Raw genomic sequence first — 24,690 nt, 5'->3', positions numbered from 1 at the left:
TATATCATACACAAAAGAAAGGGGGGAACGCGCATTCCTCTCCCACTTACTCCCTTTGGTCGTTGAAGTGGGAGTCTCCTGCGCGAAATAGGATGAAACGGATTGCTCGCTTTCTTTTAGCCTGTTTGTTTCTCGTGCCGCTTTCCGGCTGCTTGTATCCGCAAGAGCGGCTTAAGCAAAACCAAATTCCATACAAAGACCAAGTGGCGGCCGTCCAATCGGCGGTTGACGAATACCGGAAGGCGACCGGCGGATTGCTGCCGATCAAGACGCGCGACATGAAAACACCGATGTATTTAAAATATCCGGTTGACTTTCAAAAGCTCGTTCCCCGCTACATGCAGGAACCGCCGGGAAACGCCTATGAAAGCGGGGGTGTTTTCCAGTATATGATCATCGATGCGGAAACGAACCCGACGGTCAAGCTTCTTGACCTGCGTCTCGCTGAGCGCATCCGCGATTTGAAGCTGCGGCTTTCGATGTATACGGATCGGCACCGTTACCCGCCATTTCAAGATGTCGTCGCACCGGGCGTATTTACGCTTGATTACAAAAAACTTGGCTACAAAGAACCGCCGTATGCCGTAAGCCCGTTTTCCGGCAACAATTTGTCGTTTGTCATTGACGGCAGCGGGGAAATTTATATCGATTATCGTCCTGACTTATACGCGGCGTTGAAAAAGTATCCGCACAAGTATGAACCAGGCGATGACATCCGCCCGATTTTGACCGACCATTCGCTGTTCGTGCCGGCGTACTCCCTTCCGTACACGATCGACGCCAAGACGAACGAGCCGATTTTTTTCACGAAATGAGTCATCATCCCTTCTCTGGAAAAATACATTCTAGAGAAGGGATTTTTATTTATGGCTTTTAGTCATAACTGAGCAGGACAACATCATATGCATATAGTGTCCTATTATACTAGCTGATTCAGTTGTTTCCGATAACGACCGAGGAACTGGAGGGGAGTCATTTGGAAAAGGTCGATATTTTTAAAGATATCGCCGAGCGGACCGGCGGCGACATTTACTTAGGGGTCGTCGGCGCTGTCCGCACCGGGAAATCGACGTTTATTAAGCGGTTTATGGAGCTTGTCGTCATTCCGAACATTAAAAACGAAGCCGACAAGGCGCGCGCCCAGGACGAACTGCCGCAAAGCGCCGCGGGCAAAACGATCATGACGACGGAGCCAAAGTTCGTGCCCAACCAGGCGGTGACGGTGAAAGTCGACGAGGGGCTTGAAGTGAACATCCGACTTGTCGATTGCGTCGGCTATGCTGTTCCCGGCGCGAAAGGGTACGAAGACGAAAACGGCCCGCGGATGATCCACACTCCATGGTACGAAGAGCCGATTCCGTTCCAAGAGGCGGCGGAAATCGGGACGAGAAAAGTCATTCAAGAACATTCGACGATCGGGGTCGTCATCACAACGGACGGCACGATCGGGGAAATCCCGCGCCAAGCCTATGTAGAAGCGGAGGAACGGGTGATCAGCGAGCTGAAAGAAGTCGGGAAGCCGTTTATTATGATCGTCAACACCGTCCGGCCGCATCACCCGGAAACGGAGGCGCTCCGCCGCGAGCTCGCCGAAAAGTACGACATCCCGGTGCTCGCTATGAGCGTGGAAAGCATGCGCGAAGCCGATGTGTATAACGTGCTTCGTGAAGCATTATATGAATTCCCAGTGCTTGAGGTGAACGTCAACTTGCCGAGCTGGGTGATGGTGCTGCGCGAAGACCATTGGCTGCGTGAAAGCTATCAAGAGGCGGTGCGCGACACCGTCAAAGACATCAAGCGGCTGCGCGACGTCGACCGGGTCGTCCAGCAGTTCGCCGAATACGACTTTATCGAAAAGGCGCAGCTCGCCGGCATTGAAATGGGGCAAGGGATCGCCGAAATCGACTTGTATGCGCCGGATGAACTGTACGACCAAATTTTAAAAGAGATCGTCGGCGTCGAGATCCGCGGCAAAGACCACCTGCTCCAGCTTATGCAAGACTTCGCCCATGCGAAAGCGGAATATGACCAAATCGCCGACGCGCTGAAAATGGTCAAACAAACCGGCTACGGCATCGCCGCGCCTGCTTTGTCGGATATGAGCTTGGATGAGCCGGAAATCATCCGCCAAGGATCGCGCTTTGGCGTCCGCCTCAAGGCGGTGGCTCCGTCAATCCATATGATCAAAGTCGACGTCGAATCCGAATTTGCTCCCATTATTGGAACGGAAAAACAGAGCGAAGAGCTTGTCCGCTATTTGATGCAAGATTTTGAAGACGATCCGCTGTCGATTTGGAACTCCGACATTTTCGGCCGTTCGCTCAGCTCGATCGTCCGCGAAGGCATTCAGGCGAAACTCGCGCTCATGCCGGAAAACGCCCGCTACAAGCTGAAAGAAACGCTTGAACGCATCATCAACGAAGGCTCCGGCGGCCTCATCGCGATTATTTTATAGAAAAGCGGAGGCGTCGAGATTTGCTCCCCGGTCGGGGGCTTTTTTTTGTTTTTTTGAATCATGGATCTTTCATGGGGGAAAAATCGTTGAAACCCTTGAGAAATAAGGATTGGCACTTGATTATGCGCATGGCGTTATGGTAATCTTTTATCTGAAATCGTTGTTTTGGTGAAATATGCCTAAAATTGGCCGCTTTGGCGAAAAAAATGTTGAATTATCGCGATAAATTGGTTAAGATTAGGCATGTCACCGCATCTTGGCGGAATCAAGGCAGTTCCGCCTAAAAGCGGCGGGCGGCGCTGAACGGTCAAGGGGACGCTTCCATCGGCGGCGCGGGCGCATGTTCTGTCAGTCTTTCTGAACGAAGGCAGAATCATTGGCTGCACCGGTGCGACGCCTTTCATGCGCCGGCCTTTTCGCCGCCGAAGCCGTCAACGTCTATGTATAGAAAAGCAGAAAAGTGTGCACAAATGGTAGTAAACAAGAACAGCTCCTTGGGAGGAGGTGAATGGCATGAACAAGACGGAATTGATCAACGCGGTAGCCGAAACAAGCGGTCTTTCCAAAAAAGATGCAACAAAAGCCGTTGATGCGGTATTTGACTCGATTACAGAAGCGTTGCGAAAAGGCGATAAAGTGCAATTAATCGGCTTTGGGAACTTTGAAGTGCGCGAGCGCGCCGCCCGGAAAGGACGCAACCCGCAAACGGGCGAAGAAATGGAAATTCCGGCGAGCAAAGTTCCTGCATTCAAACCGGGTAAAGCGTTAAAAGATGCCGTAAAATAAGCCTACATAGCTGAGGCAGGAGCTAGGAGGGAAGGGCTGGTGTTGCACCGCCCTTCTTTTTTGTTTTTTTTTGCTCTCTATGTTAGAATCGGATTACATGCAGTTTTTCTAATGCAGGAGGATGTTGTTTGCATGCCGGAGATCAATTTTGCGCAAATTGAATATGCAGTCCGCTTGATTTTGGAAGCGATTGGGGAAGACCCAAACCGTGAGGGGCTTGTCGACACGCCGAAACGAGTGGCGAAAATGTACGCCGAGGTGTTCGCCGGACTGCACGAAGACCCCAAGGAGCATTTTCAAACCGTATTCAGCGAGGAACATGAGGAGCTTGTGCTCGTTAAAGATATTCCGTTTTACTCGATGTGCGAGCACCATTTAGTGCCGTTTTTCGGCGTTGCCCACGTCGCCTACATCCCGCGGGAAGGAAAAGTGACCGGGCTAAGCAAGCTCGCCCGGGCGGTCGAAGCGGTGGCGCGCCGCCCGCAGCTGCAGGAGCGCATTACGGCGACAGTCGCCGATTCGATCGTCGAAGCGCTCGAACCGCACGGGGTGATGGTCGTCGTCGAGGCGGAACATATGTGCATGACGATGCGCGGCGTGAAAAAGCCGGGGGCGAAAACGGTGACAACGGCAGTGCGCGGCGTGTTTGAAACGGATGTTGCCGCCCGTTCGGAAGTGCTTTCGCTCATTAAAGCATAAGGAGGGGGCAAGGATGTATACGAACAGCGACTTTGTTGTCATTAAAGCGCTTGAAGACGGAGTGAACGTCATTGGATTGACGCGCGGGGCGGATACACGGTTCCATCACTCGGAAAAGCTCGATAAAGGCGAAGTGTTGATCGCCCAGTTTACAGAGCACACGTCGGCGATTAAAGTGAGAGGCAAGGCGTATATTCAAACGCGCCATGGCGTCATTGAGTCGGAAGGGAAAAAGTAAGTTGGCAAATGTCTAGCAAACTATATAGATGCAACAAAGAAGTTTAACATATCCTTGACAGAAAAGTGGTTCGCCCATTTTTGACTGTCGAAGGCAAGCGTGTGGCTTGCCTCCGTCACGCCTTAGCGTGACGGAAGACCGAACAACGACTCGCTTCACAGACCCATTCATGGGTCTGGAAGCGGCGTTGTTCGGTCACTCGACAGTCGGATGCAATGACCGGCAAAGACGAAAAATGTTAAAGCTTTAAATTGCATCTATATAGAGCGTTTTCGACAAAATTATGTTATAATGAGTCCGTTATGGTGGTGCGGATATTTTCGGGGACAAGGGTGGTTCATGTGGATGACATCACGGTGAAATTGGCGTCATTGAAAGAACAAATTGAGCAGCTGCTCCATCACCCATATTTGCGCGAGCATTTGCCGGCGCCGGCGGTCGATGAAGATCGCCTGCTGCTCTCGCTGTCAATGCTCGATGGCGCTTCAACGGCGCCGAGTGAGGCGGAGCGGTGCATCATCGCCATGATGCTCATGCAGATCGCCCTTGATACCCACGATGAGGTGACAGATGACGGCGGCGACTTGCGGGCGCGGCAGCTTGTCGTCCTGGCCGGCGACTTGTACAGCGGGCTGTACTATGAGTTGTTGGCGCGTTCGGGCGAAACGGCGCTCATCCGCTCGTTCGCCGAGGCGGTCCGCGATATTAACGAGCAAAAAGTGCGGCTTTACGAAAAAAAAGCAGAGCGGATCGAGTCGTTGTTTGCGGCGGTCGGCACGATCGAATCGGCGTTGCTTGTCAAGCTCGCCGACCGCATGGCGGCGCCGCAGTGGGGGCAGTTTGCCTATTCGTATTTGCTGATGCGGCGCCTGCTGCTCGAGCAGGAAGCGTTCATCCGCACGGGAGCTTCGGCGCTCTTTGAGCAAATGGCGCAAATCGCGTTCCCGCGCACGAAAACGTTGACGAAAGAGCAAAAGCGGCATTTGCTCCGCTTTTGCCGCCGCTATATCGACGGCTGCCGGGAGGCGCTGTTTGCGGCGAAACTGCCGGTCAACGGCCTGCTGCAGCTCCGCGTGGCCGAGCTTTCCGGCGGGTTTCAAGCCATCGCCAAAAAGACGGTGGAAGAAGGGTAGAACGATGCATCAATCGAAAGAAGAGCGAGTCCATCGCGTATTTGAAAACATTTCTGCGCATTATGACCGGATGAACTCCGTCATCAGCTTTCGCCGCCACTTGAAGTGGCGCAAAGACGTGATGCGGCGGATGAATGTGCAAAAAGGCAAAAAAGCGCTCGATGTGTGCTGTGGGACGGCTGACTGGACGATCGCCTTGGCGGAGGCGGTCGGTCCGGAAGGGGAAGTGTACGGCCTTGATTTCAGCGAAAACATGCTGAAAGTCGGCGAACAGAAGGTAAAAGCGCGCGGGTTGCATAATGTGAAGCTCATTCACGGCAATGCGATGCAGCTGCCGTTTCCTGACAATTCGTTCGATTATGTGACGATCGGCTTCGGTTTGCGCAACGTCCCTGACTATATGACCGTGCTTAAGGAAATGCACCGGGTGACGAAGCCGGGCGGCATAACCGTCTGCCTGGAAACGTCACAGCCGACGCTGTTCGGGTTTCGTCAGCTTTACTATTTTTACTTCCGGTTTATTATGCCGCTGTTTGGCAAGCTGCTGGCGAAAAGCTATGAGGAGTACTCGTGGCTGCAGGAATCGGCGCGCGAGTTTCCGGGGCGGGACGAGCTGGCCGAGATGTTCCGCGCCGCCGGTTTTGTCGATGTCGAGGTCAAACCGTACACGTTTGGCGTGGCGGCGATGCACTTGGGCTATAAACGGTGAGTTAAGGTGAACAACATGAAGTTAAAGGCGATGTATTCGTTTTTAAGCGATGATTTAGCGGCGGTCGAAGAGGAGCTTGAGCGGGCGGTTCAGTCGGAATACGGGCCGCTTGGGGAAGCGGCGCTCCATCTGTTGCAGGCGGGCGGAAAGCGGATCCGTCCCGTTTTTGTCTTGCTTGCCGCCCGCTTCGGCCAATATGACCTTGAGCGAATGAAGCATGTTGCCGTTGCGCTCGAGCTCATTCATATGGCTTCGCTCGTCCACGACGATGTGATCGACGACGCCGATTTGCGCCGCGGCCGGCCGACGATCAAGGCGAAATGGAGCAACCGGTTCGCCATGTACACAGGGGATTATTTGTTTGCCCGCTCGCTCGAACGGATGGCGGAGCTCGGCAACCCGCGCGCCCATCAAGTGTTGGCGAAAACGATCGTGGAAGTGTGCCGCGGGGAAATTGAGCAAATCAAAGACAAGTACCGGTTTGATCAGCCGCTGCGCACGTATTTGCGGCGCATCCGTCGGAAAACGGCGCTGCTCATCGCCGCGAGCTGCCAGCTTGGCGCCCTCGCTGCCGGCGCGCCGGAGCCGATTGTGAAGCGGCTGTACTGGTTCGGCCATTATGTCGGCATGTCGTTTCAAATTACCGACGACATTCTCGATTTCACTGGGACGGAGGAACAGCTCGGCAAACCGGCCGGAAGCGACTTGCTGCAAGGAAACGTCACCCTTCCTGTGCTGTATGCCTTGAGCGATGAGCGGGTGAAGGCGGCCATTGCAGCTGTCGGTCCGGAAACGGACGTTGCGGAAATGGCGGCGGTCATTTCCGCCATTAAGCGGACGGACGCCATTGAGCGGTCGTATGCGTTAAGCGACCGTTACCTTGACAAGGCGCTTCACCTTCTTGACGGACTGCCGATGAATGAGGCGCGCGGCCTGTTGCGCGACCTCGCCCTTTACATCGGGAAAAGGGATTATTAACGCTTTCAAGGACGTTGTTGCCAATGGCGCGAAACAATGGTACTATGGTGGTTGGGAACCCGTTTCCTAGTACATACGACAGTAGGGGTGGAGAATGAATGGCAGAACGGACATTTTTAATGGTAAAGCCAGACGGGGTTCAGCGCAATTTGATCGGCGAAATTGTTTCGCGCTTTGAGAAAAAAGGCTTCCAGCTTGTTGGCGCGAAGCTGATGCAAGTGTCGCGCGAGCTGGCTGAGCAGCACTATGCCGAACATAAAGAGCGTCCGTTTTTCGGCGAGCTTGTCGACTTTATTACATCCGGGCCGGTGTTTGCGATGGTGTGGGAGGGCGAAAATGTAATCGCCGCCGCCCGGCAAATGATGGGGAAAACGAACCCGCAGGAAGCCGCACCGGGCACGATTCGCGGCGACTTCGGCTTGACGGTCGGCAAAAACGTCATTCACGGCTCCGATTCGCCGCAAAGCGCGGAACGCGAGATCAACCTGTTTTTCAAAGAAGAAGAGCTTCTCCACTATACAAAACTGATGAACGAATGGCTCTATTAACAAAAAGACCGGCCGCCCATCGGCCGGTTTTTGCCGTTTTTGTACATTGACAGGAGAGAGGAACAGGGGAAGATGGACGATTATGCGCAATTCATTGCCAAAGTGAAGCGAAAAACCGGCATTGACTTATCGCTATATAAGGAAGCCCAGATGAGGCGGCGTTTGGCGTCGTTGTACATGAAAAAAGGGCTAAAGAGCTTTGCCGAGCTGTTTGCAGCGATGGAAAAAGACTTGTCGCTCTGGCATGAATGTCTTGACCGGATGACGATCAACGTGTCCGAGTTTTATCGCAACGCCAAACGATGGGAGGTGCTTGAACGCGTCATTTTGCCGCGGCTGTTGACGAAACATCCGCGCCCGAACGTGTGGAGCGCCGCCTGCTCAACCGGCGAGGAGCCGTACACGCTCGCGATGGTGCTCGCAAAACGATTGCCGCTTCACCGCGTGTCGGTGTTGGCGACCGACATTGATGATAATGCGCTCGCCCGCGCGCGCCTCGGCTTGTACAGCGAACGGTCGCTTGTAGAGTTGCCCGAGGAAATGAGAAAAAAGTTTTTTACGAAAGAAGGCGAGTATTATAAAATAGACGAAAGGCTGAAACAAACGGTCAAGTTTCAAAAGCACAACTTGCTCGCGGATCCGTTTCCGCGCAACATGGATTTGATCGTTTGCCGCAACGTGCTCATTTATTTCACTGAAGAGGCGAAGCGGATGCTGTATCGGAAATTTCATGATGCGCTCCGGCCCGGGGGCGTGCTGTTTGTGGGGAGCACGGAGCAAATTTTTAACCCGTCCTTATACGGTTTCGAAGTCGAGGAGACGTTTTTTTATCGGAGAAAATAGCGGGCGCCGCGCTCTTTTTTTACAGAAACTATTTTCATTTTTCAAATTTATGATATATTTTTACATAAACGCGTTAAAGAGCTGAAGGGAGAGACAAACATGCGCTACTTGACAGCAGGGGAGTCGCACGGGCCGCAATTGACGGCGATTTTGGAAGGAGTGCCGGCTGGGCTTGAGCTGCGCGCCGAGCATATCAACAAGGAGCTGGCGCGCCGGCAAAAAGGGTATGGGCGCGGGCGGCGCATGCAAATCGAAAAGGACGTGGTGAATATCACCGCCGGCGTCCGGCACGGGAAAACGCTCGGCTCGCCGATTGCGCTGGTTGTGGAAAACCGTGATTTTAAACATTGGCAAACGATTATGGCCGTTGAACCGATCGATGATGAAACGGAGATCAAACGAAAAGTGACGCGTCCGCGCCCGGGTCATGCCGATTTAAACGGCGCCCTGAAATACGGACATCGCGATATGCGCAATGTGCTTGAACGCTCATCGGCAAGGGAAACGACGGTGCGCGTGGCGGCCGGAGCGGTGGCGAAGCGCATTTTGGAGGAAGTGGGCATCCGCGTCGCCGGGCATGTCATCGAAATCGGCGGTGTGCGCGCAAAGAAGCTTGATTACCGCTCCCTGGAGGAATTGCAAAATGTGACAGAAGAGTCGCCGGTGCGCTGTTTTGATCCGGAAGCGGGACAAAAAATGATGGAAGCGATCGATTTGGCAAAGAAAAACGGTGATTCGATCGGCGGCATCGTCGAAGTGATTGTCGAAGGCGTTCCCGCCGGGGTCGGCAGCTACGTTCATTACGACCGGAAGCTCGATGCGAAAATCGCGGCGGCGATCGTCAGCATTAACGCCTTTAAAGGCGTCGAATTCGGGATCGGGTTTGAAGCGGCGCGCCGCCCGGGAAGCGAAGTGCACGACGAAATCATTTGGAGCCCGGAACAAGGCTTTTCGCGCCGGACGAACCGCGCCGGCGGCTTTGAAGGCGGGGTGACGACGGGGATGCCGATCGTCGTGCGCGGTGTAATGAAGCCGATTCCGACGCTGTACAAACCGCTGCAAAGCGTCGACATCGACACGAAAGAACCGTTTGCGGCAAGCATCGAGCGGTCGGACAGCTGCGCTGTGCCGGCGGCGAGCGTCGTCGCCGAAGCGGTCGTCGCCTGGGAAGTGGCGGCGGCGATCGTCAGCCAGTTCGGGCAAGACCGGATCGATTTGATTAAAGAAAACATCGAGCGCGCCCGCCGCTATGCAAAGGAGTTTTAACGATGATCGAACGGACGATTGAAACGGCGACGAAGCAATACCCGCTCCTCTTAGGCGACGGAGCGGTCCGCGCGTTGCCGTGCCTGCTTCGGGCGCTCTCCTGCCCGCCGGGGACGAAGATGTTGATCATCACCGACGATGTGGTGGCGCCTCTTTATTTGGATGAAGTGCGTGCCACGCTTGCCGCTGCCGGTTATGATGTGTATGCCTACATCATTCCAAACGGCGAGGCGGCGAAGTCGTTTGACAACTATTACGCCTGCCAGACGGCGGCTCTTCAGTGCGGCCTTGACCGCCGCTCGCTCATTGTCGCGCTTGGCGGCGGCGTCGTTGGCGATTTGGCCGGATTTGTGGCCGCCACCTATATGCGCGGCATCCGCTACATTCAAATGCCGACGACGCTTTTGGCCCACGACAGCGCCGTCGGCGGCAAAGTCGCCATCAACCATCCGCTTGGCAAAAATATGATCGGCGCTTTCCACCAGCCGGAAGCGGTCGTCTATGACACCGCCTTTTTGCGCACGCTGCCTGAGCGCGAGCTCCGTTCAGGATTTGCCGAGGTGATCAAACATGCGCTCATCCGCGACCGCCGCTTTTACGACTGGCTGCGCGCAGAAATCAAGACGCTCGCCGACTTGCAGGGCGGCAAGCTCGCCTATTGCATTGAAAAGGGCATTGACATTAAGGCGTCCGTCGTGCGTGAAGATGAAAAAGAAACCGGGGTGCGCGCCCATTTGAATTTCGGCCATACGCTCGGCCATGCGCTCGAGAGCGAGCTCGGCTACGGCGTGCTGACCCATGGGGAGGCGGTGGCGGTCGGCATGCTGTTTGCCATCTTGGTCAGCGAGCGGCTTTACGGCCGGTCATTTGCCGAGCACCGCTTTGCCGAATGGTTCGCTGCGTACGGCTTTCCGGTTTCGCTCCCCGACGGGCTGGCGCCTCACCGGCTGCTCGAGAAAATGAAAGGCGACAAAAAGGCGTACGCTGGGACGGTGCGGATGGTTCTTTTGCGTGAAATCGGCGATGTGGAAGTCGTGGAACTCGAAGATGACAAGCTGCTCGCGTGGCTGTGCGAGTTTGCTGGACAGGGGGGAGAGCGATGATCCGCGGCATTCGCGGGGCGATTACAGTGGAGCGAAACGAGGCCGGAGAAATTATAGCGGCAACGGAAACGTTGCTGCGCGAAATGGTCCGCGCCAACGATGTTGCCGCCCATGACGTTTCGTTCGTGCTCATTTCCGTCACTGACGACATCACGGCTGCGTTTCCGGCTCAAGCTTTGCGCCGCCTTGACGGCTGGACGTACGTGCCTGTCATGTGCACGCGAGAAATTCCAGTGCCCGGTTCGCTGCCGCGCTGCATCCGCGTCATGATGACGGTGGAGACAGACAAACGGCAAGATGAGATTTGCCACGTCTATTTAAAGGATGCAGCCATGCTGCGGCCGGATTTGTCGTTGACAAAAAAAACAGAAATGTAATATAGTTAAAATAACTTCTTTGCCCGCCGCCGGCGGGCTGCCAGAAGCCGAGCAAGAGCTGAGAACGAGTGCAGGGTAGATGAGAATGAGCGAGTTTAGCTGAGGTGAGCATTGGTTTCCTTTCGCTTGCATCTGCCCAAAGACGATGGTCTTTGGGCGTTTTCTTTCCCCATTTTCGCCTCATAAACTCTCATTCTCCGCCCGATGAATCAGAAAGGGAGGAGAAAGGGATGTCCATTGATCGGCTAGCCGCTTTTTTAGCGGATGCTCGCCAGTTTCGCACCATCCCGATCATGCGCAAATTTTTAGCCGATGTCATCGAACCGTTGCAAGTGTTTGCCAATTTGCGCGAGGAAGCGGTGTTTCTGCTTGAAAGCAAAGACGACGAATCGCCATGGGCGCGTTATTCGTTTATCGGCGTGGCCCCGTTTTTGACGCTTGAGAGCGAGACAGGAGAAACGTTTTTGATCAAAGACGAGAACGGAAATGTCCAAATGACGGCGTCGACGTTGAAAGAAGCGTTTCAAGCGGTCGAGCGGGCGCTTTGCGTCAAGCCGCTCGCCGAAGCGGCGCCGTTTACGGGCGGCGCGGTCGGCTTTTTAGGCTATGATTTCATTTCCGCCATTGAAAAGGTGCCGCGCCATCGTGCCCCCGACCTAGCCATGAAAGCCGGGCATTTTGTGTTTTGCGAGTCGCTGTTCGCTTTTGATCACGAAAAACGCGAGCTGTCTCTCATTCATTATATCCGGTTGAAGGGTCATGAAACGATGCAGGAGAAAATCGCGATATACCGAGCCGCCGAAGAACGCATCGCCGCGCTGGCAGCGAAAGCGGCGCGCCCCCGGGCCGAACAGCCGCTGTTGCCGGCCGAAGACGAGGCCGAGCGGGCCGCCTTGTTCTCGAAAGCGTCGTCCAATTACGAAAAAGAGCAATTTTTGCGTGACGTCGAGGCGGTGAAACAGTATATTGCGGCCGGCGATGTGTTTCAGGCGGTGCTGTCGCAGCGGTTTTCCGTCCCGGTGCAAGCGGGTGGGTTCGCCATTTATCGCATCTTGCGCCACATCAACCCGTCGCCGTACATGTTTTATTTTCGGCTTGACGGCATTGAAATTGTCGGTAGTTCGCCGGAAAAGCTCATCCAAGTGCGCAACCGGCGCGCCGAGATCGACCCGATCGCCGGAACAAGGCGGCGCGGACGCTCGCCGGCGGAGGATGAAAAGCTCGCCGACGAGCTGTACCATGACCCGAAAGAGCGGGCGGAGCATTATATGCTCGTCGATTTGGCGCGCAATGACATCGGCCGGGTGGCGAAGTACGGAACGGTCGAGGTGCCGGTGTTGATGGAAATCGGCAAGTTCTCTCATGTGATGCATTTAATTTCCAAAGTCGTCGGCGTGCTTGACGACGACATCCACCCGATCGACGCGCTCTTGGCCGCTTTTCCGGCTGGAACGGTGAGCGGGGCGCCCAAAGTGCGGGCGATGCAAATCTTGCAGGAGCTCGAGCCGACCGCCCGAGGATTGTACGCTGGAGCGATCGCGTACATCGGCTTTGACGGCAGCATTGATTCGTGCATCGCCATCCGGACGGCGGTCATTAAAGACGGTTATGCGTACGTGCAGGCCGGCGCCGGCATTGTCGCCGACTCGGTTCCGGAGCTTGAATGGAAAGAGACGCGCAACAAGGCGAGCGCCCTCATTTACGCCATCGAACAAGCGGAACGATTATTTGCGAAAGGGGAACAGATCGTATGTTAAAGCGGTTGCTTTCCAAATGCGCGGAAGGGGAAACATTGACGGAAGCGGAAGCGTACGAAGCCATGAATGCCGTGATGTCCGGCGAGGCGACGGACAGCCAGATTGCGAGTTTGGTATCCATCTTGCGCGTGCGCGGCGAGACGGTCGATGAGATCGCCGGGTTTGTGCGGGCGATGCGCGATCGGATGACCACGATCGACGCCGGCGATGACGTCATCGACACGTGCGGGACGGGCGGCGACGGGGCGGCGACGTTCAACGTCTCGACAGCGGCGGCCATTGTCGTTTCGTCGCTCGGGGTCAAAGTCGCCAAGCACGGCAATCGCGCCGTTTCCTCGAAAAGCGGAAGCGCCGATGTGCTCGAGCGGCTTGGCATCGACATTCCCGCGTCGCCTGAGGCTGCCAAACAGGCGCTCGAAACAAAAGGATTGGCGTTTTTGTTCGCCCCCTTGTATCATGCGGCGATGAAATATGCTGCCGGCCCGCGGAAAGAGATCGGGTTTCGCACGATCTTCAATTTGATCGGCCCGCTGGCCAATCCGGCGCGTTGCAAGCGGCAAGTTATCGGCGTCTATTCGACCCGCTACGCCGAGAAGCTGGCGGAAACGATGCGCCGTCTCGGCTCTGAGCACGTGGTGTTTGTCACCGGCCGCGACGGGCTCGATGAGTGCAGCATCGCCGCTGAGACGGATGTTGTGGAACTGAAAGACGGTGACATTCGCCGTTTCGTCCTCACTCCGGAAAGCGTCGGCCTGCGGCGCGGCGGGCTCACTGACGTGCAAGTGCGCAGTTCGGAGGAAAGCGCCGCACTGCTTGAAGCCGTCATGGACGGCACGGCGCCGGCGAGCGCGATCGATATCACCGCCCTCAACGCCGGCGTTGCGCTGTACGCAGCCGGCAAGGCGGAGACGATCGCCGCTGGGGTGGCGATGGCGAAAGACGCCATTTTGGCCAAAACGGCGTACGAGCAGCTGCAGCGCCTGCGCCGAAAGGAAGTGGTCCACGGTGCTTGAGCAAATTTTGGCAACCAAACGGGAAGAACTCGAAACATTGACCATGCCAGAACCGCTGCCGGAGCCGAAGCGCCGGCCGTTCGCCGCGGCGCTCCGGCGGCCGCGGCGGGCGCTCGGTTTGATCGCTGAAGTGAAAAAGGCGTCGCCGTCAAAAGGCCTCATTCGCGCCGATTTTGATCCGGCGGCCATCGCCAAAGCATACGAGCGCGCCGGAGCCGATGCGATCAGCGTGTTGACGGATGAACGTTACTTCCAGGGACACCAAAGCTATTTGCGCCTTGTGAAAGAAACGGTGGATATTCCGGTGCTGCGCAAAGATTTCATCATCGACCGCCGGCAAGTGGAAGAAAGCGCCCGGCTCGGGGCTGACGCGATTTTATTGATCGGCGAGGCGCTGGCGCCGGAAACGCTCGAGGCGCTTTACCGCGAGGCGTACGACATCGGGTTGGAATGCCTCGTCGAAGTGCACGCAAAAGAGACGCTCGAGCGGCTGCTTGACCGGTTCACTCCGGAAGTGATCGGCATTAACAACCGCGACTTGCATACGTTTGTGACGGCGCTTGAGGCGACAAAAGCGCTGGCGCCGCTTATTCCGCCGTCATGCGTTATCGTCAGCGAAAGCGGGATCAGCTCTTGGCGCGACGTCGAAACGGTCCGCTCGTACGGGGCGCAGGCGATGCTCGTCGGCGAGTCGCTCATGCGCCAGGCGGACGTCGAGCGGGCTGTCTACCGGCTGTTCGGGGAGGATGGCGGCCATGATCCGGCTTAAATATTGCGGCAACCGCTCCGCCGAAGATGTGCGGGCCGCCTTGGCAAGCGGGGCGGACTACCTCGGGTTTATTTTTGCGGACAGCAAGCGGCGCGTCTCGCCTGCTGAGGTGAAGCGCTGGCTGGCGTCAGCGCCGCTTGGCGGCAAACAGCTCGTCGGGGTGTTTGTCAATGCCGCGGCGGAGCAGATTGCCGCTGTCACTGCTGAATTGCCGCTTCATATCATCCAATGCCATGGCCGCGAGACGCCAACTGAGGTGGCTGCTGTGAAAGAAGTGACACGGCGCGCTGTTTGGAAGGCGATCCATCACGACGATGGAGCGCTTGAGGCGATGAAGCAGTACGCTGGGGTGGCTGATGGCTATGTTGTCGACAGCCGCGTCGCCGGCTTGTGGGGCGGGACCGGCGTCGCGTTCGACTGGGAGGCGGTGCCGCGCTATTTGGAAGAAGCGGCGCGCCAAGGCGTGCCCTGCTTCATCGCCGGCGGCGTCACACCGGACAATATTGAGCGACTGCTCCTCTACCGCCCGGATGGCATCGATATCAGCAGCGGCATTGAAACGGACGGGCGCAAAGATCCAACGAAGATGAAACAAATCGAAGAAAAAATAAAACATCACGGGTGTTGATGATCCGTTATGTATGAAAAAACAGAGAATGATATGGCTGAACACAAGCTTTTCTGCCTCTTCCCTCGAACAAGAACGCCGGCGGGCGAATGACATTTGCCCGCAAAGCGTTCATTGTTCGAGGAGGGCATGCGGCAGCATGCCCGGTCGGCAAGCGAGCCGCTTGCCGACTACGGCAGAAAAGCTCGGACTAGAGCCTTCTCGACAGACTTTTTATTGGTTCATCAACACACCTGATAAAAAAATAACAAAACGAAGGGCCAAAAGACGGCGCTGACGCTCGGACGGTTAACAAACACAGGCACTTTGAAGAAATGCGGCTCTTCGTCTTTCAACTTTTATGAAGGAGAAGGTGGGGTTAGATGATGGAACGCGTTCCGAATGAATACGGCCGGTTTGGCGATTTCGGCGGCAAGTTTGTCCCTGAGACGCTCATGCTTCCGCTTGAGGAAATCGAAGCCGAGCTTGACAAAGCGCTGGCGGACGAATCGTTCAAACAAGAATATATCCGCATTTTGCAGCACTACTCCGGGCGGCCGACTCCGCTCACGTTCGCGCCGAATTTGACACGGCAGCTTGGCGGCGCGAAAATGTATTTAAAGCGCGAAGATTTAAACCATACCGGCGCCCATAAAATCAACAATGCCATCGGCCAGGCGCTTTTGGCGAAACGGATGGGCAAGAAAAAGCTGATCGCAGAAACCGGCGCCGGCCAACATGGGGTGGCGGCCGCGACCGTGGCGGCCCATTTCGGGATGGACTGCATCGTCTTTATGGGAGAGGAAGACATCAAGCGGCAAGAGTTGAACGTATTTCGCATGAAGCTGCTTGGCGCGGAAGTGGTGCCGGTCTCAAGCGGCAACCGGACGTTGAAAGATGCGACAAACGAGGCGATTCGCTATTGGGTCGCCCATTGCGACGACCATTTTTACATGATCGGCTCGGTGGTCGGCCCGCACCCGTACCCGAAAATGGTGCGCGAGTTTCAACGCATCATTGGCGATGAGGCGAAAGAGCAGTTTCTCGCCCGCGAAGGGAAGCTGCCCGATGTCATCGTCGCCTGCGTTGGCGGCGGCAGCAACGCCATCGGCATGTTTTACCCGTTTTTGCAAGATGACGTCCGCCTTGTCGGGGTGGAAGCCGCCGGCAAAGGCATTGACACCCCTTACCATGCCGCGACGATCACGAAAGGGACGAAAGGGGTCATCCACGGGGCGATGACGTACTTGCTGCAGGATGAGTACGGGCAAATTGTCGAGCCGTATTCGATCTCAGCCGGCCTCGATTACCCCGGCGTCGGTCCGGAGCATGCCTATTTAGCGAGCATCGGCCGCGTCCGCTACGAAAGCGTGACCGACGAGGAAGCGGTCGCGGCGTTTCGGCTGCTGGCGCAAACGGAAGGCATCATTCCGGCGATTGAGTCGGCCCATGCGGTGGCGAAAGCCGTGGAGCTCGCCCAAGCGATGTCGCCGGATGAAACGGTGCTCATTTGTCTGTCCGGCCGCGGCGATAAAGACGTGCAAACGATGATGCGCCATCTTGGCGCGAAAGAAGGTGAAGATGTTGCTGCTATCCGTTAATCCGCCGCTGTTTATTCCCTTTATTGTCGCCGGCGATCCGTCGCCTGAGGTGACGGTGGATTTGGCCTTGGCGCTTGAGGAGGCCGGCGCCGATCTATTGGAGCTTGGCGTGCCGTACTCCGACCCGCTCGCCGACGGACCGACGATCCAGCGCGCCGCCGCCCGGGCGCTTGCCGGGAACATGACGTTGCCGAAAGCCATTCATCTCGTCGCCGAAATGCGAAAAAAAGGGGTAACCATTCCGATTATTCTCTTTACGTATTACAATCCTGTGTTACAATTAGGAGAAGAATCCTTTTTTGCTTTAGCGCGGGAAAATGGCGCCAACGGCGTGCTCATTCCCGATTTGCCGTTTGAAGAAAGCGGCCCGCTCCGCGAACTGGGCGAGCGGTTTGGCCTTCCGCTCATTTCGCTCGTCGCGCCGACGTCAAAGCAGCGGATTGAGCGGATCGCTTCGGCAGCGCAAGGGTTTTTGTATTGCGTTTCCTCGCTTGGCGTCACCGGTGTGCGCGAAACGCTGCCGGAGTCGCTTGGCGATTTTGTCAGTGAAGTCAAGCGGCATAGCCATGTGCCGGTCGCTGTCGGGTTCGGCATCTCCACGCCCGAACAAGTGGCGATGCTGAAAGAGGTGTGCGATGGCGTCGTCATCGGCAGCGCCCTTGTGCAAAAAGTGGAACAGTTGGCGGAACGGCTGCTGGCGCCGGAAGAAAAAGAAGCGGCCATCGCCGAGTTTGCCGCCTACGCCCGCTCGCTCGCCGCGCCGCTTCACGCGCCGTGTTCTTTGCGCTAAAAGTTCCGATGATGAAGGAGTTGGCAACGCGAATGCAAGTGAAAGAGCAGCTTCGGGGGCTTCCCCCATACCAGCCGGGAAAATCGATTGAGGAAGTGAAGCGGGAATACGGCCTTTCTGATATTATTAAACTAGCCTCCAATGAAAATCCGTATGGGTCGTCGCCGGCGGCCAAAGCGGCCATCGCCGCCGAGCTTGACCGCCTTGCCGTTTATCCGGACGGCTACGCCCGCACGCTGCGCGAAAAGGTGGCAACGCATCTTGGCGTCAAGGAAACGCAGCTTTTGTTTGGCAACGGCTCGGATGAAGTTGTGCAAATTTTTTGCCGCGCCTTTTTGGAGCCGGGCACGAATACGGTGATGGCGGCGCCGACATTTCCGCAATATCGCCATAACGCGGTCATCGAGCGGGCGGAAGTGCGCGAAGTGCCGCTTGTCGACGGGCGCCATGACTTAGAGGCGATGCTGTCTGCCATCGATGAACGGACGCGCATCGTTTGGATTTGCAACCCGAACAACCCGACCGGCACGTATGTGAACGAAACGGAATTGCGCGCCTTTTTGGACCGCGTGCCGCCGCATGTGCTTGTCGTGTTGGATGAAGCGTATTATGAATACGTCACGGCTCCCGATTATCCACAGACGGTGCCGCTTTTAAATGAATACAGCCAGCTCGTGGTGATGCGCACGTTTTCAAAGGCGTACGGGCTCGCCGCGCTCCGTATCGGCTACGGCATCGCCAGCGAAGCGCTCATCCGCGCCGTTGAACCGGCGCGCGAGCCGTTTAACACGTCAACCGTCGCTCAAGCGGCCGCGGCGGCTGCGCTCGATGACCAGGCGTTCCTCCGCGCCTGCGTCGAACGAAACCGCGCCGAACTCGAGCGGTATTACCGCTTTTGCGACGAGCACGGCCTCAAGTACTATCCGTCGCAAACAAATTTTGTATTTATCGATTTCGGCATTGATGGCAATGAGGTGTTTCAATATTTGCTCGAGCGGGGCGTGATCGTCCGCTCCGGCCGGGCCCTCGGTTTGCCGACCGGTGTGCGCGTCACGATTGGCACGAAAGAGCAAAACGACCGAGTGTTTGAAACGATTGCCAGCATGCTGCGGGAAAAACAGCTCGCCTGACCGGCTTCGCGGCCGCCCAGGCGGAACGATGAGCCCGTTGCTTTTCAGAAGCAGCGGGCGTATGTTTACATACAAAGAAGGTGAGACCATTGGAAGGAAACGTGTTTATCGTCGGCCTCGGCTTAATCGGCGGGTCGATCGCCTTAGCCATTAAAAAGGCGCATCCAGCAGCAGTCGTCATCGGCTACGATGTCAACGGCCATCAGCTTGGTTTGGCGCGTTCGCTTAAGGTGATTGACGAAACGGCTCGCACGCTTGAGGATGGGTTTGCCGCCGCGGATTTGATTGTTCTTGCCGCTCCGGTCATGCAGACCGAATCGATTTTAGCCGCCATGCCGATTGAGCAGCTGAAGCGCGGTGTGATCGTCACCGATGTTGGCAGCACGAAGCAGCGCATCGTCCAAGGCGCGCGCCGTCTGTTGGAGGCGGGCGTGGCGTTTATCGGCGGCCATCCGATGGCCGGATCGCATAAAAGCGGGGTGGCGGCCGCCCGCGCCCATTTGTTTGAAAACGCCTTTTACATTTTGACGCCGACGGATGATGTGCCGCTCGAACGGGTGGAAACGCTAAAACAATGGCTTTCCGGGACGAAGGCGCAGTTTGTCGTGTTAACGCCGGAAGAGCATGACCGCATCACCGGGGTGATTAGCCATTTTCCGCACTTGATTGCCGCCAGCCTCGTCCATCAGGCGCGCGAGTACGAAAGCAAAAACGCTCTTGTCAGCCGGCTTGCGGCCGGCGGCTTCCGCGATATTACGCGCATTGCATCGAGCAATCCGGAAATGTGGCGCGATATTCTCATTCATAATAAACGCGAGATGCTCGCGCTGTTTGACCGCTGGATGGCGGAGATGGAGCGGCTGCGCTCGTTTGTCGAGGAAGAAAACAGCATCGCCATTTACCATTACTTTCTCGAAGCCAAGCAGTTTCGCGATGGGCTGCCGGCGCGGACGAAAGGAGCGATCCCGTCGTTTTACGATTTGTATGTCGATGTGCCGGACTACCCGGGCGTCATTTCCGAGGTGACCGGCTATTTGGCGCAGGAAAACGTCAGCATTACTAACATTCGCATTATTGAGACGCGCGAAGAAATTTACGGGGTGCTCCGCCTCAGCTTCCAAAGCGAAGACGACCGGGCGCGGGCGAAGGCGTGCCTCGCTAAGCATACGAACTATGCGACATATGAAGGATAGCAACGAAAAAACAATGGAGGGATGTTGCATGCAGCTGCCAACAAACGTGTCATCGCTCCGGGGGACGCTTGAAGTGCCCGGCGACAAATCGATTTCCCACCGCGCCGTCATGCTTGGGGCGCTCGCTTCCGGCCGGACGGTCATCGATCACTTTTTGCCCGGCGCCGATTGTTTAAGCACGATCGATTGTTTCCGCCGCCTTGGCGTCGACATCCGCCGGGACGGGACGCATGTTGTGGTTGAAGGAGCGGGGCCGGGTGGGCTGCGTGAGCCAAGTGCTGTGCTTGATGTCGGCAACTCCGGCACCACGGCGCGCCTGCTTTTAGGCATTTTGGCCGGGCAGCCGTTTCACGCCTGTCTCATCGGCGACGAGTCGATCGCCAAGCGGCCGATGGCGCGAGTGACGAAGCCGCTTCGCGAAATGGGAGCGCACATTGACGGGCGCGATGGCGGGAATTATACGCCGCTTTCCATCCGCGGCGGTGCTCTCCGTCCGCTTCGCTACACCTCGCCGATCGCAAGTGCTCAAGTGAAATCGGCGATTTTGCTTGCCGGCTTGTTTGCCGACGGGGTGACGTCTGTGACCGAGCCGCACCGCTCGCGCGATCATACGGAGCGGATGGTTCGGCTGTTCGGCGGCGAGATGAAAGTGGATGGCTTGACCGTCTCGGTCGCCGGTCCGCAGCGTTTGCGCGGAACGCACGTTTACGTTCCCGGCGACATTTCCTCGGCCGCCTTTTTCCTTGCCGCAGGGGCCATTGTGCCGAACAGCGAAATTACGCTGAAAAACGTCGGCCTAAATCCGACGCGGACCGGCATTATTGACGTGCTCACACAAATGGGCGCTGAGATTGCAATTGAACATGTCCGCCATGAGGACACAGAGCCGGTCGGCGACATCACGGTCCGCACGTCGGCGCTTGGCGCCGTCGAAATTGGCGGCGACTTGATTCCAAGGTTGATCGATGAAATCCCCATCATCGCCTTGCTCGCGACGCAAGCCGAGGGGACGACGGTCATTAAAGACGCCAGTGAATTGAAAGTAAAAGAGACGAACCGAATCGATACAGTTGTTACGGAGCTGAAAAAGTTCGGCGCCGATATTGAAGCGACCGATGACGGCATGATCATCCGCGGCAAAACGCCGCTCGCGGCCGATGGGATCGTCGTAGACAGCCATGGCGACCACCGGATCGGCATGATGCTCGCCATCGCCGCCTGCTGCGCCAAAGGCACGGTCCGTCTTGAGCGTCCGGAGGCGGTCGCTGTCTCGTACCCGGCGTTTTTCTCTGATTTGCGCTCTTTAGTAAACGGGTGAGAACGAACGTCCAAGGATGGAGCGAAAGCGGGAGTGAACCCGCCGGCTGTTGATGCCCCCGCCCCAAGCGGGCGGGCGGTCATATTTTGCATTGTCCGTTCATATGTTGTCAATAAGAGGAATAATTGGCGCCGCTTTTTGAAAGCGAATACATTCCCCAACAGCTGGTGCGGCGCGGTTGGCGAGCGGCTCGGTTGCCGAAACGGCGATTGTCGATTATGATAAAACATGTTCCCGTTGTGCCGGTACATACCAATACGGACAGCGAGGGCGGGAAGCGCCGCCCTGTCAGGCAACCTACTTGTCGTTGTAAGAGAGGTTTCGAAACCATGACACGTGTTGAACAAATCATTCGTCTAGTGGAAAACGGAAATGTTGACGAAGCGTTGGCGCTTGTGCCAAAAGTGAAAAAGTACGGCAGTGATGAGGAAAAATATACGCTGGCCGACTGTCTATACTCATGGGGGATGCTCGAGGAGGCAAAAGAGCTGCTCGAGGAACTGGCCAGCCGCTATCCGGACGACGGCGACGTCCGTCTGTTTTTGGCGGAAGTGTATACCGAGCTTGAAGCTGAAGACGAAGCGCTCGCCATTTTGATGGACATCAGCGAAGACGATCCGCAATTCGTCCGGGCGTGCCTGCTTGCGGCGGACCTGTATGAAATGCAAGGGCTGACCGAAGTCAGCGAACGGAAGCTAAAACAAGCGTACGAGAAAGCGCCGGATGAACCAGTCGTGCAATTCGCCTTAGCGGAGTTGTACTTTTCGCTCGGCGAGTACGCCAAAAGCGTGCCGCTTTATGAACAAGTGAGGAAAACGAACCGGGAGATCGCCGGCGTTTTGGTCGCTGAACGGCTCGCCGAGTCGCTCAGCCGCATCGGGGAGTTTGAGGCGGCGCTTCCGCACTATGAGGAGGCGCTTAACGAAAAAACGGACAGCCGGACGCTGTTCGCCTATGGGTTCACCGCCTTGCAGGCCGGCTATACGCAAACGGCCATTGACAAGCTTGGCGCCTTAAAAGAGCTTGATCCTGACTATGCTCCGCTTTACTTATATTTGGCCAAAGCGTATGAACAGGAAGGACAGCTTCAAAAAAGCTACGAAACGGTGCGGGAAGGCATCAGCATCGATGAATGGAACAAAGAGCTCCGCCTGTATGCCGGCAAGCTCGCGCTGAAACTGAACAAACCGGCCGAAGCGGAAGAGCAATTGCAAAAGGCGCTTGAAATCGACAATGGCTATGTCGAGGCGCTGACGGTGTTATCGGCGCTTTGGCTTCATGAGCAACGCTATGAGGACGTCGTGTCGCTCCTCGAGCGGGCGATGGCCGACGGCGAGTATGATCCGCAGTTTGAGTGGGATTTAGGGCGCGCCAAACACCGGTTGGAGCTGTATGATGATGCATTAAACCATTACGCCGAGGCATATAATTTCTTTAAGCATAACGTCGATTTTCTCGAAGAGTACGGATATTTTCTCATCGAAGAAGGAAATCGGGCCGCAGCGAGAGAAATATTTCAACAAATTGTTGCTCTCGACCCAAGCCATACGGAAGCGGCCGAGATGCTGCTTGAGCTCGAGGAGTAGGGGAGAAGCGGTGATCGAACCTCTTTCTTGGAAACCGATCGAGGGGGAAGCGCACAATGACGCACGTATCCGTCAATGAAAAAAAAGAATTCATCCGTTGGTTTTTAAGCCACTATCAGTTGAAACGGCGCGAATGCGTCTGGATTTTAAACTATTTGATGAGCCACGACCAATTGATGCAAAAGGTGCACTTTGTCGAGAACGCCCAATATTGCCCGCGCGGCATCGTGATGTCGACCCATTGCGTGGATGACGTGCCGTTTCGCTTCTACAAAGGGAATGTGATGACAACCGATGCGGAGAAATCATTCCATGATATCCGCCTGAACCGCGACGAAGATATTTACATTCAGCTTAATTTCCGCGCTTCTTTTCATTCGCCGCAATATGTCGCCGTGCTTGAGGAAAATCCGTACGCGCCCAAACAGGCGCAAGTGAGCGAAAACGACCAGCGCCTTGCCGAGCAATTTTTGGAGCGGTCCATTTACGAGTTTCAGCGCGGACGGCTCATGAAACTGATTGACGAGGCGCTCGACCGCCATGATGAAGAGGCGTTCCGCCGCCTTACGGATGAATTGAACAACTTGTAACACCTTGCCGCCGGCAAGGTTTTTCTTTTGCCGAAAAATATGGTATGGTGATAAGGAACGAACTTTATGGCAAAGGGGAGTAACGATGAAATGGACAAGCGGGGACGTCGCCATCTACGAAAAAGAGCGCGACTACATTGATACGGCACTCATTCCGCTTTTGCCGGTGGCCATCGGCCAAGGAGCGAGGCGGCTCGCCTCGGGCGGGGAGCTCGTCGGGCTTGTGGCCGCCGAGGCTGAGCGGCAGCTGAGAGGCCGTGTGTTTTTGCTGCCGGCGTTTGTGTATTTTGCCGATGAGCCGCGGCCATCGCTGGCAGAGCGGCTGGCGGGCTGGACAAGCCGGCTTGGACAGGAGGGGATGAAGCATGTGTTTTACGTGACGTGTGACCCGGCGTGGCAAGAGGAAGCGGCGGAGGCCGGCCGCGTTTGGCTCGTTCCGGACGTTCCGCTCGAGAACATGGAGGAATCGTACAGGCACGAACTCGTCAAGGAGCAGGCGGCCGAGCTGATCCGCTTTTTCGTCAGCTGCTGGACAAAAAGGTAAGCTGGGCAAAGTCCGACGTTTTGCCGCCTGCGATATTGACCTTGTCCAGCAATTGAGCTATCATTAGAATGTCCTAGTTTTCCGTATGTGTTATACATACAATCGTCCGGTGCGGACTTGACTTTGCATAGAGGGGGGAAGACGATGAGCGACAACAAACATCGCGTAACGAGACGTCAATTTTTAAACTACACGCTGACCGGGGTCGGCGGCTTTATGGCAGCAGGGATGCTCATGCCGATGCTCCGCTTTGCCTTTGACCCGATCTTGAGAGAGACGGCGGGCACAGAGATGGTCGCGGTGGCGGACGTCAAAGAAATTACGACCGAACCGAAGCGTTTCGACTTTAAAGTGAAGGTGAAAGACGCTTGGTACGAGTCGGAAGAGCCGAAATCAGCTTGGGTGTACAAGGATGAAAAGGGGGACATTATCGCCCTGTCGCCGATTTGCAAACACCTTGGCTGTACGGTTGACTGGAACACGGATAAAGAGCATCCGAACCATTTTTTCTGTCCATGCCACTACGGTCTCTACACGAAAGACGGCACGAACGTTCCGGGGACGCCGCCGCAAGCGCCGCTTGACCGTTACGAGTACAAAGTGAAAGACGGAAAGCTGTATTTAGGCAAGGCGAAACCAAGAAAGGAGGCGTAATGC

General features: G+C 56.2%; 26 protein-coding genes. All 26 read left to right on the top strand.

Translation table 11 applies throughout. The annotated features are described in order from the left end of the window. Positions 1-92 precede the first annotated feature (92 nt). The 26 genes from CV944_RS09880 (at position 93) to qcrA (ending at position 24,687) form a co-directional block, all read left to right on the top strand. Positions 93-815 carry a hypothetical protein gene (locus tag CV944_RS09880; protein WP_033009736.1) on the top strand — a complete coding sequence of 241 codons (723 nt, stop codon included), beginning with the start codon at positions 93-95 and terminating at the stop codon, positions 813-815. A gap of 161 nt (positions 816-976) precedes the next feature. After that, entirely contained in the window at positions 977-2,455 is a 1,479-nt protein-coding gene (gene spoIVA, locus CV944_RS09875; protein WP_044744933.1) for a stage IV sporulation protein A, read from the top strand. Positions 2,456-2,968: 513 nt separating this feature from the next. Next, positions 2,969-3,241, top strand: coding sequence for an HU family DNA-binding protein (locus CV944_RS09865; RefSeq protein ID WP_008879623.1), 273 nt, complete (start codon positions 2,969-2,971; stop codon positions 3,239-3,241). Positions 3,242-3,373: 132 nt separating this feature from the next. Then, positions 3,374-3,940: a GTP cyclohydrolase I FolE gene (gene folE / locus CV944_RS09860; RefSeq protein ID WP_033013996.1), complete on the top strand. Its 567-nt coding sequence runs from the start codon at positions 3,374-3,376 to the stop codon at positions 3,938-3,940. A 13-nt stretch (positions 3,941-3,953) separates the two neighbouring features. Further along, positions 3,954-4,178, top strand: coding sequence for a trp RNA-binding attenuation protein MtrB (mtrB, locus tag CV944_RS09855; RefSeq protein ID WP_033013997.1), 225 nt, complete (start codon positions 3,954-3,956; stop codon positions 4,176-4,178). A gap of 302 nt (positions 4,179-4,480) precedes the next feature. After that, positions 4,481-5,311, top strand: a complete 831-nt coding sequence (locus CV944_RS09850) for a heptaprenyl diphosphate synthase component 1 (protein ID WP_100659235.1) — start codon at positions 4,481-4,483, stop codon at positions 5,309-5,311. Between the two features lie 4 nt (positions 5,312-5,315). Beyond that, on the top strand, positions 5,316-6,020 hold the full coding sequence (menG, locus tag CV944_RS09845) for a demethylmenaquinone methyltransferase (protein ID WP_033009739.1): 705 nt from the start codon (positions 5,316-5,318) through the stop codon (positions 6,018-6,020). Positions 6,021-6,035: 15 nt separating this feature from the next. Beyond that, entirely contained in the window at positions 6,036-6,998 is a 963-nt protein-coding gene (gene hepT / locus CV944_RS09840) for a heptaprenyl diphosphate synthase component II (protein ID WP_033009740.1), read from the top strand. A gap of 98 nt (positions 6,999-7,096) precedes the next feature. Then, positions 7,097-7,546, top strand: coding sequence for a nucleoside-diphosphate kinase (ndk, locus tag CV944_RS09835; protein WP_044744929.1), 450 nt, complete (start codon positions 7,097-7,099; stop codon positions 7,544-7,546). A gap of 72 nt (positions 7,547-7,618) precedes the next feature. Beyond that, the gene (locus tag CV944_RS09830; RefSeq protein WP_049624819.1) at positions 7,619-8,389 is read left to right on the top strand and encodes a CheR family methyltransferase; all 771 of its coding nucleotides are present in this window, start codon (positions 7,619-7,621) and stop codon (positions 8,387-8,389) included. 99 nt (positions 8,390-8,488) lie between these two features. Beyond that, positions 8,489-9,655, top strand: a complete 1,167-nt coding sequence (gene aroC / locus CV944_RS09825; RefSeq protein WP_047819336.1) for a chorismate synthase — start codon at positions 8,489-8,491, stop codon at positions 9,653-9,655. Between the two features lie 2 nt (positions 9,656-9,657). Continuing rightward, a complete protein-coding gene (gene aroB, locus CV944_RS09820; RefSeq protein WP_033014002.1) occupies positions 9,658-10,758 on the top strand; it encodes a 3-dehydroquinate synthase in 1,101 nt (366 codons plus the stop codon). Next, entirely contained in the window at positions 10,755-11,135 is a 381-nt protein-coding gene (gene aroH / locus CV944_RS09815) for a chorismate mutase (RefSeq protein WP_033010070.1), read from the top strand. Before aroB ends, aroH begins: the two co-directional genes overlap by 4 nt. Positions 11,136-11,365: 230 nt before the next feature. After that, positions 11,366-12,892: an anthranilate synthase component I gene (gene trpE, locus CV944_RS09810; protein ID WP_094238880.1), complete on the top strand. Its 1,527-nt coding sequence runs from the start codon at positions 11,366-11,368 to the stop codon at positions 12,890-12,892. Further along, positions 12,886-13,905, top strand: coding sequence for an anthranilate phosphoribosyltransferase (gene trpD, locus CV944_RS09805; protein WP_100664111.1), 1,020 nt, complete (start codon positions 12,886-12,888; stop codon positions 13,903-13,905). Before trpE ends, trpD begins: the two co-directional genes overlap by 7 nt. After that, a complete protein-coding gene (trpC, locus tag CV944_RS09800) occupies positions 13,898-14,674 on the top strand; it encodes an indole-3-glycerol phosphate synthase TrpC (RefSeq protein ID WP_100664110.1) in 777 nt (258 codons plus the stop codon). Before trpD ends, trpC begins: the two co-directional genes overlap by 8 nt. Beyond that, a complete protein-coding gene (locus CV944_RS09795) occupies positions 14,661-15,302 on the top strand; it encodes a phosphoribosylanthranilate isomerase (RefSeq protein ID WP_033010074.1) in 642 nt (213 codons plus the stop codon). The genes trpC and CV944_RS09795 overlap by 14 nt, the downstream gene beginning before the upstream one ends. A 365-nt stretch (positions 15,303-15,667) precedes the next feature. Beyond that, positions 15,668-16,882, top strand: a complete 1,215-nt coding sequence (trpB, locus tag CV944_RS09790; protein ID WP_033010109.1) for a tryptophan synthase subunit beta — start codon at positions 15,668-15,670, stop codon at positions 16,880-16,882. Beyond that, positions 16,863-17,672: a tryptophan synthase subunit alpha gene (gene trpA / locus CV944_RS09785; RefSeq protein ID WP_033010075.1), complete on the top strand. Its 810-nt coding sequence runs from the start codon at positions 16,863-16,865 to the stop codon at positions 17,670-17,672. Before trpB ends, trpA begins: the two co-directional genes overlap by 20 nt. A 32-nt stretch (positions 17,673-17,704) precedes the next feature. Beyond that, the gene (hisC, locus tag CV944_RS09780) at positions 17,705-18,802 is read left to right on the top strand and encodes a histidinol-phosphate transaminase (RefSeq protein WP_033010076.1); all 1,098 of its coding nucleotides are present in this window, start codon (positions 17,705-17,707) and stop codon (positions 18,800-18,802) included. A gap of 89 nt (positions 18,803-18,891) precedes the next feature. Continuing rightward, a complete protein-coding gene (locus CV944_RS09775) occupies positions 18,892-19,995 on the top strand; it encodes a prephenate dehydrogenase (RefSeq protein WP_100664109.1) in 1,104 nt (367 codons plus the stop codon). Between the two features lie 28 nt (positions 19,996-20,023). Continuing rightward, on the top strand, positions 20,024-21,313 hold the full coding sequence (aroA, locus tag CV944_RS09770; RefSeq protein WP_033014008.1) for a 3-phosphoshikimate 1-carboxyvinyltransferase: 1,290 nt from the start codon (positions 20,024-20,026) through the stop codon (positions 21,311-21,313). Positions 21,314-21,642: 329 nt separating this feature from the next. Next, on the top strand, positions 21,643-22,899 hold the full coding sequence (locus CV944_RS09765; RefSeq protein WP_047818596.1) for a tetratricopeptide repeat protein: 1,257 nt from the start codon (positions 21,643-21,645) through the stop codon (positions 22,897-22,899). Between the two features lie 56 nt (positions 22,900-22,955). Further along, complete coding sequence (locus tag CV944_RS09760) at positions 22,956-23,489, top strand: ReoY family proteolytic degradation factor (protein ID WP_094238875.1); 534 nt, start codon at positions 22,956-22,958, stop codon at positions 23,487-23,489. An 85-nt stretch (positions 23,490-23,574) separates the two neighbouring features. Continuing rightward, a complete protein-coding gene (locus CV944_RS09755; RefSeq protein WP_094238874.1) occupies positions 23,575-24,033 on the top strand; it encodes a YpiF family protein in 459 nt (152 codons plus the stop codon). A gap of 144 nt (positions 24,034-24,177) precedes the next feature. Continuing rightward, complete coding sequence (gene qcrA / locus CV944_RS09750; RefSeq protein WP_094238873.1) at positions 24,178-24,687, top strand: menaquinol-cytochrome c reductase iron-sulfur subunit; 510 nt, start codon at positions 24,178-24,180, stop codon at positions 24,685-24,687. Positions 24,688-24,690: the final 3 nt, after the last annotated feature.

The sequence above is a fragment of the Geobacillus sp. WSUCF-018B genome (genome assembly GCF_002809985.1).
GTDB classification, from domain to species: Bacteria; Bacillota; Bacilli; order Bacillales; family Anoxybacillaceae; genus Geobacillus; species Geobacillus thermophilus.
Note: the sequence above shows the minus strand (reverse complement) of the source record. Positions and strands in the feature narration are given on the sequence as shown.

Coding starts and splice junctions, on each gene's coding strand:
- CV944_RS09880 (WP_033009736.1), top strand. CDS start 93: ATGAAACGGATTGCTCGCTTTCTTTTAGCCTGTTTGTTTCTCGTGCCG.
- CV944_RS09865 (WP_008879623.1), top strand. CDS start 2,969: ATGAACAAGACGGAATTGATCAACGCGGTAGCCGAAACAAGCGGTCTT.
- folE (WP_033013996.1), top strand. CDS start 3,374: ATGCCGGAGATCAATTTTGCGCAAATTGAATATGCAGTCCGCTTGATT.
- mtrB (WP_033013997.1), top strand. CDS start 3,954: ATGTATACGAACAGCGACTTTGTTGTCATTAAAGCGCTTGAAGACGGA.
- CV944_RS09850 (WP_100659235.1), top strand. CDS start 4,481: ATGGTGGTGCGGATATTTTCGGGGACAAGGGTGGTTCATGTGGATGAC.
- menG (WP_033009739.1), top strand. CDS start 5,316: ATGCATCAATCGAAAGAAGAGCGAGTCCATCGCGTATTTGAAAACATT.
- hepT (WP_033009740.1), top strand. CDS start 6,036: ATGAAGTTAAAGGCGATGTATTCGTTTTTAAGCGATGATTTAGCGGCG.
- ndk (WP_044744929.1), top strand. CDS start 7,097: ATGGCAGAACGGACATTTTTAATGGTAAAGCCAGACGGGGTTCAGCGC.
- CV944_RS09830 (WP_049624819.1), top strand. CDS start 7,619: ATGGACGATTATGCGCAATTCATTGCCAAAGTGAAGCGAAAAACCGGC.
- aroC (WP_047819336.1), top strand. CDS start 8,489: ATGCGCTACTTGACAGCAGGGGAGTCGCACGGGCCGCAATTGACGGCG.
- aroB (WP_033014002.1), top strand. CDS start 9,658: ATGATCGAACGGACGATTGAAACGGCGACGAAGCAATACCCGCTCCTC.
- aroH (WP_033010070.1), top strand. CDS start 10,755: ATGATCCGCGGCATTCGCGGGGCGATTACAGTGGAGCGAAACGAGGCC.
- trpE (WP_094238880.1), top strand. CDS start 11,366: ATGTCCATTGATCGGCTAGCCGCTTTTTTAGCGGATGCTCGCCAGTTT.
- trpD (WP_100664111.1), top strand. CDS start 12,886: ATGTTAAAGCGGTTGCTTTCCAAATGCGCGGAAGGGGAAACATTGACG.
- CV944_RS09795 (WP_033010074.1), top strand. CDS start 14,661: ATGATCCGGCTTAAATATTGCGGCAACCGCTCCGCCGAAGATGTGCGG.
- trpB (WP_033010109.1), top strand. CDS start 15,668: ATGGAACGCGTTCCGAATGAATACGGCCGGTTTGGCGATTTCGGCGGC.
- trpA (WP_033010075.1), top strand. CDS start 16,863: ATGTTGCTGCTATCCGTTAATCCGCCGCTGTTTATTCCCTTTATTGTC.
- hisC (WP_033010076.1), top strand. CDS start 17,705: ATGCAAGTGAAAGAGCAGCTTCGGGGGCTTCCCCCATACCAGCCGGGA.
- aroA (WP_033014008.1), top strand. CDS start 20,024: ATGCAGCTGCCAACAAACGTGTCATCGCTCCGGGGGACGCTTGAAGTG.
- CV944_RS09765 (WP_047818596.1), top strand. CDS start 21,643: ATGACACGTGTTGAACAAATCATTCGTCTAGTGGAAAACGGAAATGTT.
- CV944_RS09760 (WP_094238875.1), top strand. CDS start 22,956: ATGACGCACGTATCCGTCAATGAAAAAAAAGAATTCATCCGTTGGTTT.
- CV944_RS09755 (WP_094238874.1), top strand. CDS start 23,575: ATGAAATGGACAAGCGGGGACGTCGCCATCTACGAAAAAGAGCGCGAC.
- qcrA (WP_094238873.1), top strand. CDS start 24,178: ATGAGCGACAACAAACATCGCGTAACGAGACGTCAATTTTTAAACTAC.